16 protein-coding genes and 2 pseudogenes are annotated in these 19515 nt (G+C 71.9%); 12 read left to right on the top strand and 6 right to left on the bottom strand.

Going from position 1 to position 19515, the window contains the following annotated elements:
- Positions 1-9 precede the first annotated feature (9 nt).
- On the bottom strand, positions 10-1608 hold the full coding sequence (locus tag IE207_RS24860) for a CocE/NonD family hydrolase (RefSeq protein ID WP_190186519.1): 1599 nt from the start codon (positions 1606-1608) through the stop codon (positions 10-12).
- A gap of 194 nt (positions 1609-1802) precedes the next feature.
- On the opposite strand from IE207_RS24860, the gene murJ reads away from it, so the two are divergent.
- A complete protein-coding gene (murJ, locus tag IE207_RS24855) occupies positions 1803-3473 on the top strand; it encodes a murein biosynthesis integral membrane protein MurJ (RefSeq protein WP_229873948.1) in 1671 nt (556 codons plus the stop codon).
- A 12-nt stretch (positions 3474-3485) separates the two neighbouring features.
- Here the strand turns inward: murJ and IE207_RS24850 are convergent, their stop codons facing one another.
- Positions 3486-3677, bottom strand: coding sequence for a DUF1059 domain-containing protein (locus tag IE207_RS24850; protein WP_190186518.1), 192 nt, complete (start codon positions 3675-3677; stop codon positions 3486-3488).
- A 355-nt stretch (positions 3678-4032) separates the two neighbouring features.
- Between IE207_RS24850 and IE207_RS24845 the strand changes: the two genes are divergently transcribed.
- Complete coding sequence (locus tag IE207_RS24845) at positions 4033-5325, top strand: cytochrome P450 (RefSeq protein ID WP_190186517.1); 1293 nt, start codon at positions 4033-4035, stop codon at positions 5323-5325.
- Here the strand turns inward: IE207_RS24845 and IE207_RS24840 are convergent.
- Positions 5285-6010, bottom strand: coding sequence for a hypothetical protein (locus IE207_RS24840; protein ID WP_190186516.1), 726 nt, complete (start codon positions 6008-6010; stop codon positions 5285-5287). The two genes, IE207_RS24845 and IE207_RS24840, sit on opposite strands and share 41 nt — an antisense overlap.
- 113 nt (positions 6011-6123) lie before the next feature.
- On the opposite strand from IE207_RS24840, the gene ggt reads away from it, so the two are divergent.
- The gene (gene ggt, locus IE207_RS24835) at positions 6124-7929 is read left to right on the top strand and encodes a gamma-glutamyltransferase (protein WP_190186515.1); all 1806 of its coding nucleotides are present in this window, start codon (positions 6124-6126) and stop codon (positions 7927-7929) included.
- A gap of 8 nt (positions 7930-7937) precedes the next feature.
- Here ggt and map read toward each other — a convergent pair whose 3' ends face one another.
- On the bottom strand, positions 7938-8705 hold the full coding sequence (gene map / locus IE207_RS24830) for a type I methionyl aminopeptidase (protein WP_190186514.1): 768 nt from the start codon (positions 8703-8705) through the stop codon (positions 7938-7940).
- Between the two features lie 64 nt (positions 8706-8769).
- Here map and IE207_RS24825 point away from each other — a divergent pair, with 64 nt between their 5' ends.
- The 3 genes and pseudogenes from IE207_RS24825 (at position 8770) to IE207_RS34195 (ending at position 9834) form a co-directional block, all read left to right on the top strand.
- On the top strand, positions 8770-9021 hold the full coding sequence (locus IE207_RS24825) for a helix-turn-helix domain-containing protein (protein ID WP_190186513.1): 252 nt from the start codon (positions 8770-8772) through the stop codon (positions 9019-9021).
- A gap of 70 nt (positions 9022-9091) precedes the next feature.
- Positions 9092-9734: pseudogene (locus IE207_RS24820) on the top strand (transposase).
- 31 nt (positions 9735-9765) lie between these two features.
- Positions 9766-9834 carry a hypothetical protein gene (locus IE207_RS34195; protein ID WP_373304766.1) on the top strand — a complete coding sequence of 23 codons (69 nt, stop codon included), beginning with the start codon at positions 9766-9768 and terminating at the stop codon, positions 9832-9834.
- A gap of 372 nt (positions 9835-10206) precedes the next feature.
- On the opposite strand, the gene IE207_RS24815 is transcribed toward IE207_RS34195, so the two are convergent.
- Both IE207_RS24815 and IE207_RS24810 read right to left on the bottom strand, forming a co-directional pair.
- The gene (locus IE207_RS24815) at positions 10207-11322 is read right to left on the bottom strand and encodes an agmatinase family protein (RefSeq protein WP_190186512.1); all 1116 of its coding nucleotides are present in this window, start codon (positions 11320-11322) and stop codon (positions 10207-10209) included.
- Positions 11323-11482: 160 nt separating this feature from the next.
- Positions 11483-11996: pseudogene (locus tag IE207_RS24810) on the bottom strand (transposase); the annotation flags it as partial.
- A 52-nt stretch (positions 11997-12048) separates the two neighbouring features.
- Here IE207_RS24810 and IE207_RS24805 point away from each other — a divergent pair.
- From IE207_RS24805 to IE207_RS24780, 6 genes are all read left to right on the top strand, one after another.
- Positions 12049-12429 (top strand): PPOX class F420-dependent oxidoreductase, encoded by a 381-nt coding sequence (locus IE207_RS24805; protein WP_190186511.1) that lies wholly within the window; start codon positions 12049-12051, stop codon positions 12427-12429.
- A gap of 1551 nt (positions 12430-13980) precedes the next feature.
- A complete protein-coding gene (locus IE207_RS24800) occupies positions 13981-14484 on the top strand; it encodes a hypothetical protein (protein ID WP_190186510.1) in 504 nt (167 codons plus the stop codon).
- 177 nt (positions 14485-14661) lie between these two features.
- Positions 14662-15504 carry a nitrilase-related carbon-nitrogen hydrolase gene (locus tag IE207_RS24795; protein ID WP_190186509.1) on the top strand — a complete coding sequence of 281 codons (843 nt, stop codon included), beginning with the start codon at positions 14662-14664 and terminating at the stop codon, positions 15502-15504.
- On the top strand, positions 15501-16796 hold the full coding sequence (locus IE207_RS24790) for an aspartate aminotransferase family protein (protein ID WP_229873947.1): 1296 nt from the start codon (positions 15501-15503) through the stop codon (positions 16794-16796). Before IE207_RS24795 ends, IE207_RS24790 begins: the two co-directional genes overlap by 4 nt.
- A 92-nt stretch (positions 16797-16888) precedes the next feature.
- The gene (hydA, locus tag IE207_RS24785; RefSeq protein WP_190186508.1) at positions 16889-18277 is read left to right on the top strand and encodes a dihydropyrimidinase; all 1389 of its coding nucleotides are present in this window, start codon (positions 16889-16891) and stop codon (positions 18275-18277) included.
- Between the two features lie 49 nt (positions 18278-18326).
- Positions 18327-19343: a TIGR03842 family LLM class F420-dependent oxidoreductase gene (locus IE207_RS24780; protein ID WP_190186507.1), complete on the top strand. Its 1017-nt coding sequence runs from the start codon at positions 18327-18329 to the stop codon at positions 19341-19343.
- Positions 19344-19515 lie beyond the last annotated feature (172 nt).

Genomic DNA, 19515 nt, shown 5'->3' with positions numbered 1-19515 from the left:
AGCCGTGGATCACTGCTCGCGCAACGGCACCGAGACGTACGAGGGATCGGTGCGCGGCGAGGAGAAGGTCAGCTGTGCGCCGGCCGGGTTGTGTTCGATGTACAGCGGGTCCACCGTGTCGATGACGACGGCGAGCCGGTGGCCCGCGGGCACGTCGTAGGCGGTGGAGAAGAGGTCCAGGTCCACTCCGAAGGCCTCGCCGGGCGTCTTCCCGTGGAAGCTGTACGGGGCGTTGGTGATCAGCTTCCCGATGCCCAGGGGGCCGACGTCGTACAGGTACGCGACGAAGGTGCCGTCCGCCGCGGTGGGCGTCACGGTGGTGTGCAGTGCGACGGTGCCGCGCACGCGCCGGTCGGCGTCGTAGCGCTGCGACTGCCAGACGGCGGCGAAGGCGCGGGGGAGCAGCGGGATCGATGCGGCCGGGGGCGCCTTGGCGAGCTGGTCGAGGACGCTGGAGAGGAAGACCACCCCACCGTCGGCGCCGGAGTCGACGTTCGCCCAGACGTGCTCGCTGTCGGCGAGCGCGAGATTCTCGGAGCCGCCCGAGCCGACCGACTTCCAGTCGGCGTAGCCCTCGTATCCGTTGTCGCTGCGGGACTTGATCTGGACGGGAGCCTCGGTGTCGACGCCGTTGCGCTCGCCCTTGAGGTAACGGTCGAACCAGCGCCGGGCGTTGGTCCAGGTGTCGTTGGGCAGTCCCAGCAGGCCGGTGGCCTCGGCGGTGGCGTGATCGCCCGGACGGAACTCCAGGCGCTTGGGGCCGGTCAGCTTCTCGAAGAAGTCCGCGTACTGGTTGGGCGGGAAGATGGTGTCGCCCCAGGCGTTGCCCATCATGACGGCGGGGCCGTTCGCATTGATCCGGTCGACTTGGAAGGCCGCCGAGCGGGCCTTGCCCCATTCGATCATCTGCGGCTCCCGGTCCAGCCGGGAGCCGAGGAAGTCGCTCAGGATTCCCTGCAGTTCGGGACCGGGGCGGCCGGTGAGGTAGCCGGCGGCGCCGAGCAGCCCGGCGGCCTGGAGGTGCTGGGTGCGGCCAGAGTAGATGGAGTCGACGATGTCGGCCCAGCCGCTGAGCGCGACGACGGCCTTGATCCGCGGGTCGTGCGCGGAGGCCAGCAGGCTGATGCCGGCCCCGTACGAGACCCCGCCCAGGCCGACGTGCTGCGCGTCGGCGGGGGTATGGGCCAGGGACCAGTCGATGACGGCGGAGACGTCGGCGACGTCGGGCGGCCCCGCGACCTCTATCCGGCCCCCGGAGAGCCAGAAGCCGCGGGAGGTGTAACTGACCACCACGTAGCCGGAGTCGGCGAGCTTCTTCGCCTGGGCGATGTATTCGATCTGCGGCAGGCCCCAGCTGGTGGGGAGCACGATCAGCGGGTAGGTCCGGCCGCTCTGGGCGTCGGCCGGGGTGAAGACGTTGCCCTTGAGGGTGATCCCGCCGGAGCCGGGGATGTCGTAGAAGCGCAGCTCCGACGAGGGGGAGGCGGCGGAGCCGGCCGCGGCGGCCGTGTCCGTGGCCGCGGCCTGGGCCTGGTGGGGGGACAGGCCCAGGGCGGCTGCGGCCAGCAGGGCCGCCACGGCTGCTGCGGTGCTGGTGGTGCGGGGCATCGATGCTCCTCGCGTGCGCCGGTGACAAAGTGTGCCGACGGTAACGGGAGCGGCTTACCGAAGGTAACCCGTGAGTAAGTTACGTAGGGGTAACGATTGACTTCGTGTCAACAGCGGGCGCGGGTTACCCTCGGTCCCGATCGACGACGAGCGGGGGAACCACCGATGGGCCGACACACCGACACGGGCAGCCGGTGACGACGACCGGGGCGGTGCCGCTCACCGAACGCCCGGCGACCGCACCGCCCAAGACCTCGGTGCAGCGCAGTGGCGCCCTGATGGCGGCCGGCTCGATCGTCTCCAGGGCCACCGGCTTCGTCCGCTCCGCCGTCGTCCTCGCGGCCCTCGGCACCCAGATCCGCGGCGACAGCTACGCCGTGGCCAACACCGTCCCCAACATCATCTACATGCTGCTGATCGGCGGGGCGCTCAACGCCGTCTTCGTGCCCGAACTGGTCAGGGCCGCCCGCGAACATCCCGACGGCGGAGCCGCGTACACCGACCGGCTGCTCACCGCCTGCACCGCGGCGCTGCTCGCGCTGACCGCCGTAGCGGTCCTGGCCGCCCCGGTGATCATCTCCGCGTACACCCCCGCCGCCTACACGCCGGCCGAGGTGGACTCCACCGTGGCCCTGGCCCGGTTCTGCCTGCCGCAGATACTCTTCTACGGGCTGTTCACCCTGCTCGGTCAAGTCCTGAACGCCCGGGGCAAGTTCGGGGCGATGATGTGGACCCCGGTCGTCAACAACCTCGTTATCATCGCCGTGTTCGGGCTCTTCCTCGTCCTCTCGCACAGCGGCGGCAAGGGCTTCACCCCCGGCGAGACCCGGCTCTTCGGGATCGGCACCACCGCGGGCATCGTCGTCCAGGCCCTCGCCCTGATCCCGTCGCTGCGCTCCGCCGGCTTCCGCTGGCGCCCCCGCTTCGACTGGCGCGGCAGCGGCCTCGCCCGCCCCCTGCGCAACGCGGGCTGGCTGGTCCTGCTGGTCCTCTCCAACCAGTTCGCCTACTGGGTCGTGACCCGGCTCTCCACCACGGCCGGGAAACTCGCCGAAGCCGACGGGGTGGCGGGCGGCGTCGGCTACGTCGCCTACACCAACGCCTACCAGCTGTGGATCGTCCCCCAGGGCATCGTCACCGTTTCCCTGGTCACTGCCCTGATGCCCCGGATGAGTTCGGCCGCCGCCTCCGGCGACCTCGGCGCCGTCCGCCGCGACCTCTCCTACGCCCTGCGCACCGGCGCCGCGCTCATCGTGCCCGCCGCCGCGCTGTTCGCGGCGCTCGCGCCCTGGCTGACGGCTTGCGTCTTCCAGTACGGCGAGGTCAGGGCCGCGGACGCCGAGGTGATGGCGGGGATACTCGTCGCGTTCGCCCCCGGCCTGATCGCCTTCTGCGCCCAGTACGTCCTCTCGCGCGGCTTCTACGCCCTCTCCGACACCCGGACCCCGTTCCTCCTGAACCTGGTCATCGTCGCCCTGAACGCCGGGCTCTCCTACGCCGCCTACGAACTGCTGCCCGTCCGCTGGATCGTGACCGGCATGGCCGCCGCCTCCTCGGTCGCCTTCACGGCGGGCGCCGCTGTCACCGCGTACGCCCTCGCCCGGCGGCTCGGCCCGCGCACGCAGGGCCGTAGCGGACGCCACGCCACGGCCGTCGGCACCCACCTGCGGCTGCTGGCCGCGTGCCTGCCCGCAGCCGCAGCCGGGTACGGCGCCGCCCGCGCCTGTGAGGGAGCCGGCCGGTTCGCCGCCACCGGCGCCGGGGCCGCCGTCCTCGTGCTCGTCGTCCTCCTGCTGGCCGCGCCGCTGCGCCTGACGGAGATCACCGCCCTGACAGCGGCACTGCGCCTGCGTCGCAGGGGCTGACCATCGTCCGGCTCAGGCGTGCTGGGGCACCTCCGGCTTCAGCATCTCGCGCAGCGCGGTACGGAACTCCGGAGTGTCCTCTTCGCCGTGCACGGTGACGGCGTGCTGCACGGCCGCCCCCATGACTTCGTCTTCCTCACCAGTGATCATCAGGGTGCACCCGATCTCGCTGGGGTATTCCCTGCAGTCCATGACCTTGCGCATGACGCGCCTCCCAGTGGCGATGCCTACGGGTCACTCACCACGATCCTCCGCTTCCGCCCGGAACGAAAGCCGGGGCCTCGTGCCGAGGTCGAATGCTCCCCGCGCCGGGCCGCCGGCCCGGCCGGGGCACCCCGTCGACGGGGGAGCCGGCCGGGTTCGAGGGGGAGCGCCGACGCCCGGCGGTCGCAGGCCGGCCCAGTCACCGAATTTCGCCCACCCCCGGCCGATGTGCAGCGGACCCGCCCCCGGCGATCGCGACCCACCCCCCGGTGATCCGGCCCGGCCCGGCCCGTGACCGGCCCGGCCGGCGGCGTCCCCTTGCGGGGAGGGGCGGGCCGGGGCCACCGTGGCCCCCATGACCGACGCCCCCGCGCCCGGCGCCGACGTCCCCGACGGCCTCGACGTCTTCGACCCCCGCCGCTACGCCGCCGGCATCCCGCACGAGTGCTACCGGCTCCTGCGCGAACGGCACCCGGTGGCGTGGCAGCCCGAACCGGAGGTCCTGGGCTGGCCCGCCGGCCCCGGCTTCTGGGCCGTCACCCGGCACGCCGACACCGTACGGGTCCTGCGCGACCACGCCACGTACTCCTCCTGGCTGGGCGCCACCCAGATCCGCGACCCGGACCCGGCCGATCTGCCGTTCCTGCGGCGCACCATGCTCAACCAGGACCCGCGCCGCAGCGCCGGCGACCACGGGCGGCTGCGCCGGCTCGTCGCCCGCGCCTTCACCCCTGCCCGGGTCGACGCCTTCGCCGACCGCGTGTGCGACCGTGCCCGCAATCTGCTGTGCGCGGCCCGCGACGCGGCCGTGGACGGCGCCGCCGACCTCGTCACCGCCGTCACCGACGAGTACGCGCTGCTCAACCTGACCGACCTGCTGGGCATCCCGGCGGCCGACCGGGGGCTGCTGCTGGACTGGACCGTACGGATCATCGGCTACCAGGACCCCGAGGACGCGCCCGCGCCGCAGCTCGGCCCCGACGGGAAACCGCTCAACCCCCGCTCCCCGGCCCTGCTCGTCGAGATGTTCGACTACGCCCGAGAACTGGCCGCGTACAAACGGGCGCACCCCGCCGACGACGTGATGACGGCCCTCGCCGCATCGGAACTGGCCCCGGGCGAGCTGGAGATGTTCTTCTTCCTGCTGACCGTCGCCGGCAACGACACGGTGCGCAGCGCCGCGCCCGGCGGCCTGCTCGCCCTGGCCGGCGCCCCCGACGCCTACCGGCGACTGGCCCGCGGCGAAGTGCCCGTGGAGCGGGCCGTGGAGGAACTCCTGCGCGTCCACCCGCCGGTGCTCAGCTTCCGCCGCACCGCCGCCGTCGACACCGTACTGGCCGGACAGCCGATCCGCGCCGGCGACAAGGTGGTGGTCTTCCACGCCTCCGCCAACCACGACGAGCGGGTGTTCTCCGCCCCGGGCCGCCTCGACCTCGGCCGCGACCCCAACCCGCACGTCTCCTTCGGCGACGGCCCGCACGTCTGCCTCGGCGCCCACTTCGCCCGGCTCCAGCTGCGCACCCTCTACGAGCAGTGGCGCGACCTCATGCCCGCTCCCGAACTGGCGGCGCCGCCGAGGCGGCTGGTCTCCAACTTCATCAACGGGATCACGCGGCTGCCGCTGCGGGTGTCCGGGCCGCCCGCGTGACATCGGCCAGCAGCTCGGCCACGTCCGGGCCGTAGGCAGCCGAGTTGATCACTTTCAGCACCACGCAGAAGGAGTCGCCGCCGTACTTCCGGGCCAGCGCCTCGTGGTTGCGGGCCAGGTAGCGGGCCCCCGCCTGGTTGCTGATCGCGGTCTGTCCCGAGATCAGGAACACCGGCCGGGTCCCCGGCCCGGTCGTCAGCCGGGCCAGCAGCACGTGGTCCACCTGGCCCTTGTCCCAGCGGAACGTCTCCCCGCCGACCTGGATCGCCCCCCGGTCGGGACCCGCCTCGGTGGAGAGGTCGACCCGCACCCCGGGCAGCATGGACGCCAGGTGCGCGGCCGTACGCGCGTTGGAGACGGGCCCTCCCACGCAGAACTCGGCGCGCTCGCCGAAGCCTTGGCGGACCGTGTCGTGGGAGACGATCTGCAGGTTCGCCGAGCAGTCCTTGATCAGCGCGGATATCTCCAGCAGCGCGAAGGCGTCGTTGCGGTGCACCGACCCCTCCGTGCCGCCCATCTGCCGGTTGACCACGAACATGCAGTCCGAGCCGGTGGGCAGGCCGAAGAAGGCCTGCTTGCGGCGCAACTTGCGGCGCCACAGGTACGTCCGGGAGAACCAGCCGAATCCGCCGCTGATGGCGGTGGCCACCACTCCCAGCACGATGTTGCGCACGTCGTCGTTCATGGCGCGGATGTTAACCCGCCCAGGGCGGTCCTGACGCGGGGGGTGCGGTGAAGCTACAGTGCCGGACCGGGCCCGTCACAGGGGATCTGACGGGCTGTCGACTGGAGGTACGGATGCGTCGTCCCGCCGCACGTCAGTTCGCGCTCGTCGCCCTCGCCGGGGCGCTGTTGTCCACCGGAGCCGCTGCCCCGCCCTCCGCGGCGCCCCCCGCCGCCCCGGCGAAGGTCCCGGTCGCCGTCGGCTACGGCGGGGCCGTCGCCAGCGTCGACGCCGACGCCTCGGCGGCCGGCATCGCGGTGCTCCGGTCGGGCGGCAACGCCGTGGACGCGGCGGTCGCCACGGCCGCCGCCCTCGGGGTCACCGAGCCGTACTCCGCCGGGGTCGGCGGGGGCGGCTACTTCGTCTACTACGACGCCGCCTCCCGCCGGGTGCAGACCATCGACGGGCGAGAGAGCGCCCCGGCGAGCGCGACCAGCACCCTGTTCCAGGAGAACGGCGTCCCCATCCCCTTCGCCGAGGGCCAGACCAGCGGCCGCGGCGTCGGGGTCCCCGGCACCCCGGCGACCTGGAAGAGCGCGCTCGACGCCTGGGGCAGCCGGCCGCTCGGCCAGCTGTTGAAGCCCGCCGAGAAACTGGCCCGGGACGGCTTCACCGTCGACGCCACCTTCCGGGCGCAGACCGAACTCAACCAGGACCGCTTCAAGGACTTCCCGGACACCGCGAAGCTCTTCCTGCCGGGCGGGGCGCTGCCGGTGGTCGGCTCCACCTTCAAGAACCCGGACCTGGCGGCCACGTACGCCGAACTCGGCCGCAAGGGCACCGGCGCCCTCTACCGGGGTCCGCTCGCCGAGGACATCGTCCGCGCCGTACGCAAGCCCCCCGTGAATCCGGCCGCCACCCGCAACGTCCGTCCCGGCGACCTGACCACCGCGGACCTTCGGGCCTACGAGACCAAACGGCAGGCTCCCACTCAGGTGGGATACCGGGGCCTGGACGTCTACAGCATGGCCCCCTCCTCCTCCGGCGGCACCACCGTCGGCGAGGCGCTGAACATTCTCGAGGGCACCGACCTCGGCGCGCTCTCCGAGGCCCAGTACCTGCACCGCTACATCGAGGCGTCCCGGATCTCCTTCGCCGACCGGGGCCGCTGGGTCGGCGACCCGGCCGCCGAGCAGGTCCCCACCCGCGAGCTGCTCTCCCAGCGCTACGCCGACACCCGCGCCTGCCTGATCACGCCGGACCGGGCGCTGACCAGCCCGCTCGCCCCCGGCGACCCGCGGAAGCCGGCGCCGTGCGCCACCACCGGCCCGGCGGCGCCCACCACCTACGAAGGGGAGAACACCACCCACCTGACGGTCGCCGACCGCTGGGGCAACGTGGTCTCCTACACCCTGACCATCGAGTCCACCGGCGGCAGCGCCATCACCGTGCCGGGCCGCGGCTTCCTGCTCAACAACGAGCTGACCGACTTCTCCTTCGCCCCCGCCGCGCCCGGCGTACCGGACCCGAACCTGCCCGGCCCCGGAAAGCGGCCGCGTTCGTCCATGTCGCCGACCATCGTGCTGCAGAACGGGCGCCCGGTGCTCGCCGTCGGCTCCCCGGGTGGCGCCACCATCATCACCACCGTGCTCCAGACCCTGCTCGGGCACCTGGACCGGGGCATGCCGCTGGTCGACGCGATCGCCGCGCCGCGAGCCAGCCAGCGCAACCAGAGCGCCACCGAGCTGGAGCCGGGCCTGTGGAACAGCCCGGTCCGCGCCCAGTTGGAGGCACTGGGACACGTCTTCAAGCAGAACCCGGAGATCGGCGCCGCCACCGGCGTACAGCGGCTCGCGGACGGCCGCTGGCTGGCGGCGGCCGAGACCAGCCGCCGTGGTGGCGGATCGGCGATGGTCGTGCACCCGCACGGGAAGCCGTAGGCCCCGCCTCACGGCAAGGTGAGGATCCTCGGACCCTCGGCGGTGATCGCCACCGTGTGCTCCGCGTGCGCGGCGCGGCTGCCGTCGACGGTTCGAAGGGTCCAGCCGTCCCCGTCGCACCGGTAGTCGTCCGTGCCGCCCGCGATGACCATCGGCTCGATCGCCAGGACCAGGCCGGGGCGCAGCTTCATGCCGCGCCCCGCCGGGCCCTCGTTGGGCACGCCCGGATCCTCGTGCATGCTGCGGCCGATGCCGTGACCGCCGAACCCGTCCGGGATGCCGAAACCCGCGGCGCGGCAGACCGTACCGATGGCGTGGGCGATGTCGCCGATCCTGTTGCCCGGCACCGCGGCGGCGATGCCGGCCGCCAGCGCGGCCTCGGCGGCCTCGATCAGCCGCAGGTCGGCCGGGCGGGCCCGGCCGACGGTGAAGCTGACGGCCGAGTCCCCGGCCCAGCCGTTCAGCTGCGCCCCGCAGTCGATGCTGACCAGGTCGCCGTCGCGCAGCCGGTAGCCGTCGGGGACGCCGTGCACGATCGCGTCGTTGACGGAGGCGCAGATGACGGCGGGGAAGGGCACCGGCGCGAACCGGGGCCGGTAGCCGAGGAAGGGGGAGGTCGCGCCGGCGTCCCGCAGCACCTCGCGGGCCACCCGGTCGAGTTCGAGCAGGGAGACACCGACGCGGGCGGCCTCCCGCACCTTCGTGAGGGCGCGTGCGACCACCCGCCCGGTCGTGCGCATGTCGTCGATGGCCTGGTCCGTCTTGAGTTCAATCACGCCAATAACTATACCGGTATAAGTTTACCGGGATAGTTATTGCGGGCCGGGGTAAGGTGGAGGGATGGTCCGTACCCCTCTCACCCCCGAAGAACGCGAGCGCGGTGAACGGCTGGGCGCGCTGCTGCGCGAGGTGCGCGGCACGCGCAGCATGGTCGAGGTCGCCGCCTGCGCCGGTCTTTCCGCCGAGACGCTGCGCAAGATCGAGACCGGCCGCGCCCCCACCCCCGCCTTCTTCACGGTCGCCGCCCTCGCCGAGGCGCTCGGCCTGTCCCTGGACGAGGTCCTGCGCCGCTGTGCCCTCAGTCCCGTCTGACCCGGGCCCGGGGCGTCGCGGCAGGGCTTAGACGTCGATTCTTATGGCTCAATCGTCCGTTGAACCGTGCATGGCGGATCTGGTTGAGCGGCTTGTGCCGGACGAGTTGTGGGTGTTGTTCCGGCGGGTGGTGCCTCCGACGGAGGTGATACGTCCGCAGGGGGGGGGCGGCCGGCGTCGGGTGGGTGACCGTGAGGCATTGGCCGCGATCGTCTTCGTGGCGACCTCGGGCTGCACGTGGCGGCAGCTGCCGCCGGTGTTCGGGCCGAGCTGGCAGACGGTCTACCGGCGCTTCGCCCAATGGAGCCGGGCCCGTGTCCGGGCCCGGCTCCACCGCGTCATCCTTGACGAACTCGGTGCCCGCGGCGAGTTGGACTGGTCCCGGTGTGCGATCGACTCGGTCAGCCTGCGGGCGGCAAAAGGGGGACTCCCCGCGTCGACGGCGACCTGGCAAGCTCCACGCAGACAAGGGCTACGACTACGGCCACCTGCGGCGATGGCTTCGCAGACGCGGCATCCGCCACCGCATCGCCCGCAAGGGGCTCGAGTCCTCGCAGCGGCTTGGCCGCCACCGATGGGTCGTCGAGCGGACCGTGTCCTGGCTCGCCGGCTGCCGGCGACTCCACCGCCGCTACGAGCGCAAGGCCGAACACTTCCTCGCCTTCGTCGGCATAGCCGCCGCCCTCATCTGCCACCGCCGCCTCACCAAATAAAACGACCTCTCATCGCGACCAGGGCCGCCGCATGCTGGCCGACGGCGTCGACCCTTGCCCCTACTGCTCCCCGGACGCCTCCCTCGGCACGCCCGGCTAGGGCCCCGTGCGTGACAGCGGAGTTACTGACCGGCCCCGGCCCGCCGGCGGTGACCGCGACGGGCCATACCGACCCCACGATCGTCATCGAGGACCCGAAGGCCGACGTTCCGGCCGAGACCACCCGCCACCCGCCAGCGCCGACCAGGAGCCCCGCCGTGCCGCCGTTCGTCACCGCCATCCAGTTCGTTCCCGGCGGCCACCCCTTCCAGCTCCCCGACCTGCACCGCCATCCTGACGCGGTTCGGCGGCCTCTCCGTCGTCACGATCGGGATCCAGCTCGTGCTCGGCGGGATCAAGACCTGCTTCGGTATCGAATGAGGTCAGGACCGGCGAGGCGGACCCGATCGGTGTGCCGCTTTCGCAGGTGGTGCTACGCGTGTTGGACAGGCGGCGGTCCAAAGACGGCCGGGTCCACATAGGCGGCTCCGGGCAGACCCTTGCGGCGCATGGCAATACCGGTCAGCGCCTCGAAGATGGCCCGACGGGCGTTCATCGTGGTGGTGTAACCGGGATCCAGGTCCGGGACGACCTCGACGACCTCCACTCCCACCACGGGCGTCTCGTGGCAGATCCGACGCAAGGCGGGTAGAAGCTCCCGGTTGGTCAGACCTGGCGGCTCCGGGGCTCCGGTACCGGGTGCGAAGGCCGGGTCCAGCACATCGATGTCGAGCGATACGTACAGGTACTCCGGCCCGTCCAGCGCCTCGTCGATGGCCTGTTGGAGAACGACGTCGAATCCGCGTCGGTCGATCTCGGCCATGAAGTGTGTGCGCATCCCGTGCTCGCGCATCCAGCCGAACAGCTCGTCATCGGGTGCCATCGCGCTACGCAGGCCGATCTGGAGGAAGTTCCGCCCGGGGACGTGCTCATCCTCGATCAACCGACGAATCGGTGTGGCGTGCGTGACCAGGTGGCCGAACATGTCGTTGTGGCAGTCCGGATGTGCGTCAAAGTGGACCACTCCGACCTTGCCGGGCCCGTACACATCCGCCAGGGCCGCGGCATCCGGCCACAGGATCGAGTGGTCCCCACCAAGCACGACCGGAATCGCGCCGGTCTCGGCGACCTCACGGACCAGTGCGCGGATCGGCTCCATGGAGTTGTCAATGCTGAATGGGTCGACCGCGGCGTCTCCATAGTCGACCACCGTCAACTCGTCGAACGGCCGGATGCGGGTGCTGGGGTTGACCAGCCCTTGCGGAACGTTGGGCAGGATCCGTTCGTCGCCCCGAAGCGCACGTGGCCCGTAGGCCGTCCCCCGGTGCCCCAGGCCCATGTCCACCGGCGCCCCGAGGACCGCCACGTCGACGTCGCCGGCGCGCAGGTCGTCCTGGTTGAGGCACAGCGGCACCCCGAAGAACGTGGCGATGCCGGCGTAGGTGGGGACGAAGGCGTACCGCTGCAGGTTGATCGGCCCGGGTTCGCGCTTGGGGTCACGTGAGCGGTCGAGTTCCATCTTCCAGGCATCCGAGGGTATCCCTGCCACGGCCGACTCCCTTCTGCGCCCTGCGTTGCTGTCAGAGGACTGGCTTATGGGCAGAGCCTCTGGTCGCGCATGGACATACATCCAGGATGCGCGTCAACGAGGCGGCATGCCTGTTCTGTGCCCGACCGGGCGGCGCATAGCGCTCACTGATGGCCGCTCGGTGCCGTTCGTAGCGGTGGTTCAGTCTGCGGTAACCGGTCAGCCAGGACATGGTCCGCTCAATAACCCATCGTCGGCGCCCTGACCGTTCGCTGGACTCGACTCCCTTGCGGGCGATACGGACACCGATGTGCTTGCCCCATAGCCATTTCCGCAGGTGGGGGATGTCCGAGGCCTTGTCGGCGTGCAGGGCTCGGACCTGCCGCTCGGGAGAGGTCGAGCAGACCGGCGTCGTCCAGGCGGTGCAGGATCTCTTCGTGTAGCCGGCCCCACACACCCGCCCGCGACAAGATCAGGAACCGGCGATGCGCGGTCGACTTCGATATCCCGAAGCACGGCGGCAACGCCCGCCAGGCACAACCGCTGGCCAGCACATAGATGATCGCCGCGAGCGTCTCCTCAGGCGTGTCCTGCGTCCCGCCACCCTGCGGCCGCACCCTCGACGGCGGGATCAGCGGCTCCGCGATCTCCCACAACCCATCCGGAACAATCCAACTCCACATACCCCGCCCCATAACCGAGCCCAACGACCCAGCTCCACAGAGGACGCGGGCGTAGTGTCGGGGGATGACTCTCGAGGAGCTCGGCCGGGGCAAGTACGTCAGCCTGACCACCTTCCGCAAGGACGGCACCCCCGTCGCCACTCCCGTCTGGGCGGTGGCCGACGGGGGCGAGCTGTACGTGTGGACCCGCAGCGATTCGTGGAAGGTCAAGCGGATCCGCAACAACGGCAAGGTCACCGTGTCCGCCTGCGATGTGCGCGGGCGGGTGCCGGAGGGTGCGGTCGCGGTCGAGGGGCAGGCGCGGCTGCTGGACGAGACGGGGCTGCGGCGGGTGCGGCAGCTGATGTCGCGCAAGTACACGTGGCAGTTCTGGGTGGTGGACCTGCCGGCCGCGTTGGCGCGGCGGGGCAAGCGGCCGCACACCGGGATCGCCGTCAAGCTTTGAGATTCCCGTAGCCCGCCCGTAACACGGGTGGGGTCCAATGCGGGGATGGAGACGGCGACCTCGCTGCTGATCGGGCAACTCGCGGAATACTTACGTGGGTTGACGCGGAGACTGGATCCCGGGGCGGGATGGTACGGGGAGTTCCTGCGGCGGGACCCGGAGGGGATGCGGGCCTGCCTGGACGGCGCCGCGATACCCCCCTGGGACGTGCTGGCGTCCCTGCTGCGGGATGCGGGGGCGGTGGCGGGGGAGGCGGAGTACGCGGCACGGCTGCGGGACGCGGCCGCCGCGGCGTGGGACCGGGCGCCGGGGGGTGCGCGCGAGCTGCGGGACATGCTGGCCCGGGCGGCGGAGCAGCGGTCGGCGGCAGAGGCGGCCCTGGCGAGGATGACACGGTTACGGGACCGGGCCACGGACCCGGCGCAGGCGGCCGAACTGACACGGGAGCTGTCCTGGCTCCAGGACGACACGTCCCGCGCCCGAGCCCGCCAGAAGGACCTGACGACCCGCCTGCGGACGCTGTCGACGGCCCGGGACACGGACCCGCCGGCGCCACCGCCGTCCGGACCGCCGCTCCCGGGGGTGCCGGGGCCCCGGGGTGCGGACCCGGGGGCCGGTCCGGAGGCACCGGGTGCGTGGGCCGCTCCGGAGGATGAGGCGTCCTGGGCGCTTCCGGGGGCCCGGTACGACGCTTCGGGAACCGGCTCGGTGCGGGAGCCGATGGCGCTGGTTCCGGGGCCCCGGGGTGCGGACCCGGGGGCCGGTCCGCTGGGGCAGCCGCCCGGGCCGTTGCCGGGGGCAGGCTACGACGATCCGGGGGCTGGTCCGGAGGCACCGGGTGCGTGGGCCGCTCCGGAGGATGAGCCGTCCTGGGCGCTTCCGGAGGCCCGGGCCGCCGGGCCGGTTGTGGAGTCGGACGGGGCGCCCTCGGAGCCGGATCCGCCGGTGCCGGGCACGGGGGTGCCGCTCGGCGGTGTGCCGAGGCGGCGGGGTGCGGGGCCGGTGGGGCGGGCCGAGGGGCGGTGGCTGCGCGGCGGGCGCCGAACCGGGGGCGCGCGGTACGCAGGTGCGCCTGCCGAGGCAGGGCCGCCGTCCCTGCCGGTCGAAACCCCGCAGGCCCCGGAGGCCGCCCCCCGCGGCGCCCGCTTCGCCCACCTCGCCCCTGCCAAGGCGACCCGCGACTCCGCCCCGCCCGGGCCCGACACCCGCCCGCCACTCCCGCCGGAGGCTTCGGCGGCCCCGCCCGGGCCCGACACCCGCCCGCCACTCCCGCCGGGGGCGACCGCGCCTCGGCCCGGCATCGACTCGGCAGGGCCGTCTCGGTCCGATGCCGCCCCAGCGGTTGCGCCGGAGGCTCCCGCCGACCGTCCGGTGGCCCCGTCCCGGCACGACGCCGCGGGGGCCACCGTAGGGCGTCCGGCCGTTTCGCCCTGGCTGGGCGTCGATCCGGCGGCTCCACCCCGGGGCGGGGGGCCCGGGGCGGAGCCCGGCGTTCCCGTCCCGCCGCCCATGGACGGGGACGCCGCCGCACCGCCGGAGGTGCCGCAGACCGTGGCGCGTTTGGTCGGGCTGCGCGCGCAGGGCCGCGGAGGCGAGGCGCACGCGTTGCTGTGCGAGGCCGCCGGGTGGCCCGCCGGGCTGCTCCCGGAGTTCGCCGCCGAGCTGGGCCGCGCCGGGCTCGGCGCCGACTGGGCCACCCTGCTCTGGGAGGCGGCCTCGCTCCCGCCCGACCGGCTCGCCGCCGCCGCGGCCGCCCTCGGCGAGGCCGGGCGCGACGCCGACTCCGACGCGCTGCTGCGCCAGGGCGCCGCCCGCCCCACCGCCGAGATCGCCGAGGCCGCCCTCCTTCTCGGCGCGGCCGGCCGCGACCGGGAGGCCGACGCGCTGCTCGCCGCCTTCGTCCGGCTCCGCACCGCGGAGGAGGCCGCCGCCCTCGCCCGGCGGGACCCGCAGTGGTTCGCCCCCCGCCTGCTCCGCGCGGCCGCCGCCCTCGCCGGGGGCAAACACCGGGACCTGTCCCACGCCCTCCGCGTGGCGGGGATCCCGCTGCCCTGAACCGCCCGCCTTCTGATCGCAAACGATCGCGTATCGACGTAACGTGATCGACTACTCCAACAGCGCACGGCGCTCTTGCCCCACGCTGTGACGGGGCCTACGTTCTACTCCCTACGGATGCCGTCTACGTGCGTAGAAGTCGTAGAAGTCGGCGTTCCCGTCGCGAGGAGGCACCTCATGGCCCAAGTCGTCCGTGCCGCGCTCGTCCAGGCCACCTGGACCGGAGACACCGAATCGATGATCGCCAAACACGAGGAGCACGCCCGCCGGGCGGCGGCCCAGGGCGCGAAGGTCATCGGTTTCCAGGAGGTCTTCAACGCCCCCTACTTCTGCCAGGTGCAGGAGCCCGAGCACTACCGCTGGGCCGAGGCCGTCCCCGACGGCCCCACCGTCCGCAGGATGCAGGACCTGGCCCGCGAGACCGGCATGGTGATCGTCGTACCGGTCTTCGAGCGGGAGTCCGAGGGCTTCTACTACAACACCGCCGCAGTCATCGACGCCGACGGCAGCTACCTCGGCAAGTACCGCAAGCACCACATCCCGCAGGTCAAGGGCTTCTGGGAGAAGTACTACTTCCGCCCGGGCAACCTCGGCTGGCCCGTCTTCGACACCGCGGTCGGCCGCGTCGGCGTCTACATCTGCTACGACCGCCACTTCCCCGAAGGCTGGCGGCAACTCGGGCTCGCGGGCGCCCAGTTGGTCTACAACCCGTCCGCCACCCACCGTGGTCTCTCGGCCTACCTCTGGCAACTGGAACAGCCCGCCGCGGCCGTCGCGAACGAGTACTTCATCGCAGCCATCAACCGCATCGGCCAGGAGGAGTACGGCGACAACGACTTCTACGGCAGCAGTTACTTCGTCGACCCCCGCGGCCAGTTCGTGGGAGAGGCGGCGAGCGACAAAGAGGAGGAACTCCTCGTCCGCGACCTCGACTTCGACCTGATCAAGGAGGTCCGCGACCAGTGGGCCTTCTACCGCGACCGCCGCCCCGACGCCTACGGAGGACTGGTACAGCCGTGAGCAACCCGATTCCCCTGCACAGCCGCCACCGCGCAGTCCTGCCGGACTGGCTCACGCTCTACTACGAGCGCCCCATCGAACTCACCCACGGCGAGGGCCGCCACGTCTGGGACGCCGAAGGCAACCGCTACCTCGACTTCTTCGGCGGCATCCTCACCACGATGACCGCCCACGCCCTGCCCGAGGTCACCAAGGCCGTCTCCGAACAGGCCGGGCGGATCATCCACTCCTCCACCCTCTACCTGAACCGCCCGATGGTCGAACTGGCCGAACGGGTCGCCGCCCTCTCCGGCATCCCCGACGCCCGGGTCTTCTTCACCACCTCCGGCACCGAGGCCAACGACACCGCCCTGCTGCTCGCGACCACGTACCGCCGCTCCAACCAGATCCTGGCGATGCGCAACAGCTACCACGGCCGGTCGTTCTCCACCGTCTCCATCACCGGCAACCGCGGCTGGTCCCCGACCAGCCTCTCGCCGCTCCAGACGTTCTACGTCCACGGTGCGGTCCGCACCCGCGGCCCCTTCGCCCACCTCGGTGACGCCGAGTTCACCGCCGCGGCCGTCGCCGACCTGGAAGACGTACTGGGCCAGGCCCGGGGCGGGGTGGCCGCGCTGATCGCCGAACCCTTCCAGGGGGTCGGCGGGTTCACCTCCCCGCCCGACGGCCTCTACGGCGAGTTCCGCGAGGTCCTCGACCGGCACGGCATCCTCTGGATCAGCGACGAGGTGCAGACCGGCTGGGGCCGCACCGGCGAGCACTTCTGGGGCTGGCAGGCCCACGCCCAGAACGGCCCGCCGGACATCCTCACCTTCGCCAAGGGCATCGGCAACGGCATGTCCATCGGCGGGGTCGTGGCCCGCTCCGAAGTGATGAACTGCCTGGACTCCAACTCCATCTCCACCTTCGGCGGTTCCCCGGTCACCATGGCGGCAGGCGTCGCCAACCTCGCCTACCTGCTGGAGCACGACCTCCAGGGCAACGCCCGCCGCGTCGGCGGCATGCTCCTGGAGCGGCTGCGGGCCATCTCCGCCGCCGTGCCCGCCGTACGGGAGGTACGGGGCCGGGGCCTGATGGCCGGACTGGAGCTGACGAAGCCGGGCACCGACACGGCCGACCCCGAAGCGGCCGCCGCCGTACTGGAGGCCGCGCGCGCCGGCGGCCTGCTGCTCGGCAAGGGCGGCGGATACAACACCAGCGTGCTGCGCATCGCGCCGCCGCTCTCCCTCACCGTCGCGGAGGCGGAAGAGGGCGCCGAGATCCTCGAACAGGCCCTGCGGAGCCTGCGCTAGCTTGTGCGTCGACCGGACCGCCGCATTGCTTGTGGTGTTCCGGTCGGCGCCCTTCCTGGTTTGGAACAGCAAGGCGAAGGGATTCCTCGGGCATGACTAGAACCATCATTACCGGCGGCCTTGTAATTACGGCTTCCGACGAGTTGCGCGCGGATGTTCTGATCGAGGACGGCCGTGTCGTGGCGATGGCGACGGCGGGCAGCCAGCAGTGGACCGCTGACCGGGTGATTGACGCCTCGCGAAAGTATGTGATCCCGGGCGGGGTCGATGCGCACACGCATATGGAGCTGCCATTTGGTGGCACCTTCGCGTCGGACACGTTCGAGACCGGGACCCGAGCCGCAGCCTGGGGCGGGACGACGACGATCGTGGACTTCGCGGTGCAGACACCCGGGCACTCCCTCCGGCAGGGCTTGGACACCTGGTACGCGAAGGCCGACGGCAAATGCGCGATCGACTACGCATTCCACATGATCGTGTCCGACGTCAATGAACACTCCCTCAAGGAAATGGACGGACTCGTCGAAGAAGGCGTAAGTTCGTTCAAATTGTTCATGGCATATCCGGGAGTCTTCTATTCGGATGACGGCCAGATCCTGCGGGCGATGCAGCGGGCGTCGGGTAACGGCGGGCTGATCATGATGCACGCGGAGAACGGCATCGCGATCGACGTGCTCGTCGAACAGGCCCTGGCCCGCGGCGAGACGGATCCCCGTCATCACGGCGAGGTCCGCAAGGTGCTCCTGGAGGCGGAGGCCACGCACCGGGCGATCCAGCTCGCCCGGGTGGCCGGCTCCCCGCTCTACGTCGTCCACGTCTCGGCCGAGGAGGCGGTCGCGGAGCTGGCCGCCGCCCGCGACAAGGGGCTCCCGGTGTTCGGGGAGACCTGCCCGCAGTACCTGTTCCTGTCCACGGACAACCTGGAGGAGCCCGATTTCCAGGGCGCCAAGTACGTCTGCTCCACCCCGCTGCGGCCGCGCGAGCACCAGGCGGCGCTGTGGCGGGGCCTGCGCACCAACGACCTCCAGGTGGTCTCCACCGACCACTGCCCGTTCTGCTTCCGCGGTCAGAAGGAGCTCGGCCGCGGGGACTTCTCGAAGATCCCCAACGGGCTGCCGGGCGTGGAGAACCGCATGGACCTCCTCCACCAGGCCGTCCTCGACGGACACATCACCCGCCGCCGCTGGATCGAGATCGCCTGCGCGACCCCGGCCCGGATGTTCGGCCTCTATCCGCAGAAGGGCACCATCGCGCCGGGCAGCGACGCCGACATCGTCCTCTACGATCCGCACGCCGAGCAGGTCATCTCCGCCGAGACGCACCACATGAACGTGGACTACTCGGCGTACGAGGGCAGGCGGATCACCGGACGCGTCGACACGGTCCTCTCGCGCGGCGAACTCGTCATCGACCGGCGCGAATACACCGGCCACGCCGGACACGGGGCCTTCATCCCCCGCTCCACCTGCCAGTACCTGTAAGCCGTAAGCCGTAAGCCGTAAGCCCGCACGCAGCAGCAAGGAGCCATGCATGGACTTCGGCCTCGTCCTGCAAACCGACCCGCCGGCCTCCCAGGTCGTGAGTCTCATGAAACGCGCGGAGCGCAATGGCTTCCGCTACGGCTGGACCTTCGACTCCGCCGTGCTGTGGCAGGAGCCGTTCGTCATCTACAGCCAGATCCTGGCCAACACGCAGCGGATGCACGTGGGTCCGATGGTTACGAACCCGGGCACCCGCACCTGGGAGGTGACCGCCTCCACATTCGCGACGCTGAACGACATGTACGGCAACCGGACGGTGTGTGGGATCGGCCGCGGGGACTCGGCGATGCGGGTCGCCGGGCGCGCGCCCAACACGCTCGCCCGGCTCGGCGAGGCCATCGACGTGATCCGTGACCTCGCAGAGGGGCGTGAAGCCGAGGTTGACGGGAAGCCGCTGCGGATCCCGTGGATCCGGGACGGGAAACTGCCCGTGTGGATGGCGGCCTACGGGCCGAAGGCCCTGGCCTTGGCGGGGCAGAAGGCGGACGGGTTCATCCTGCAGCTCGCCGACCTCTACCTCACCGAGTGGATGGTCAAGGCGGTCCGTCGGGCTGCTGTAGAGGCCGGCCGCGATCCCGACTCGATCACCATCTGTGTGGCGGCCCCGGCGTACGTCACGGCCGACGACTCGCCGCAGGCCCTGGCCCACGCACGCGACCAGTGCCGGTGGTTCGGCGGGATGGTCGGCAACCACGTGGCCGACCTCGTCTCCCGGTACGGCGAGCACTCCTCGGTGGTTCCCGAAGAGCTGACCGAGTACGTCAAGTCCCGCCAGGGCTACGACTACAGCCACCACGGCCGGGCCGGGAACCCGTCCACCGACTTCGTCCCCGACGAGATCGTCGACCGCTTCTGCCTCCTGGGCCCGGCCGGGGCCCACATCGAGAAGCTCCGCGCCCTGAGGGGCCTCGGGGTCGACCAGTTCGCCCTCTACGACATGCACGACGCCCGCGAAGCAACTGTCGACTCCTACGGCTCGGACGTCATCCCCGCACTGAATGACTGAAGCCCGACCACCGGGACGCCATCGACCTGCTCCGCTACCGCTGCTTCGGCAGCGAGCACGTGGGCCTTGAGACGGTCGCCTCCTTCGCCCGTCGTGCTGTACGCACCACGCGCCGCCGCGCTGATCCGGCAGATCAGCCGGGGGACCGCTCGGGCGGCGGGACGACTCGGAC

This window comes from Streptomyces cirratus (genome assembly GCF_014650775.1).
Lineage (GTDB): Bacteria > Actinomycetota > Actinomycetes > Streptomycetales > Streptomycetaceae > Streptomyces > Streptomyces cirratus.
Note: the sequence above shows the minus strand (reverse complement) of the source record. Positions and strands in the feature narration are given on the sequence as shown.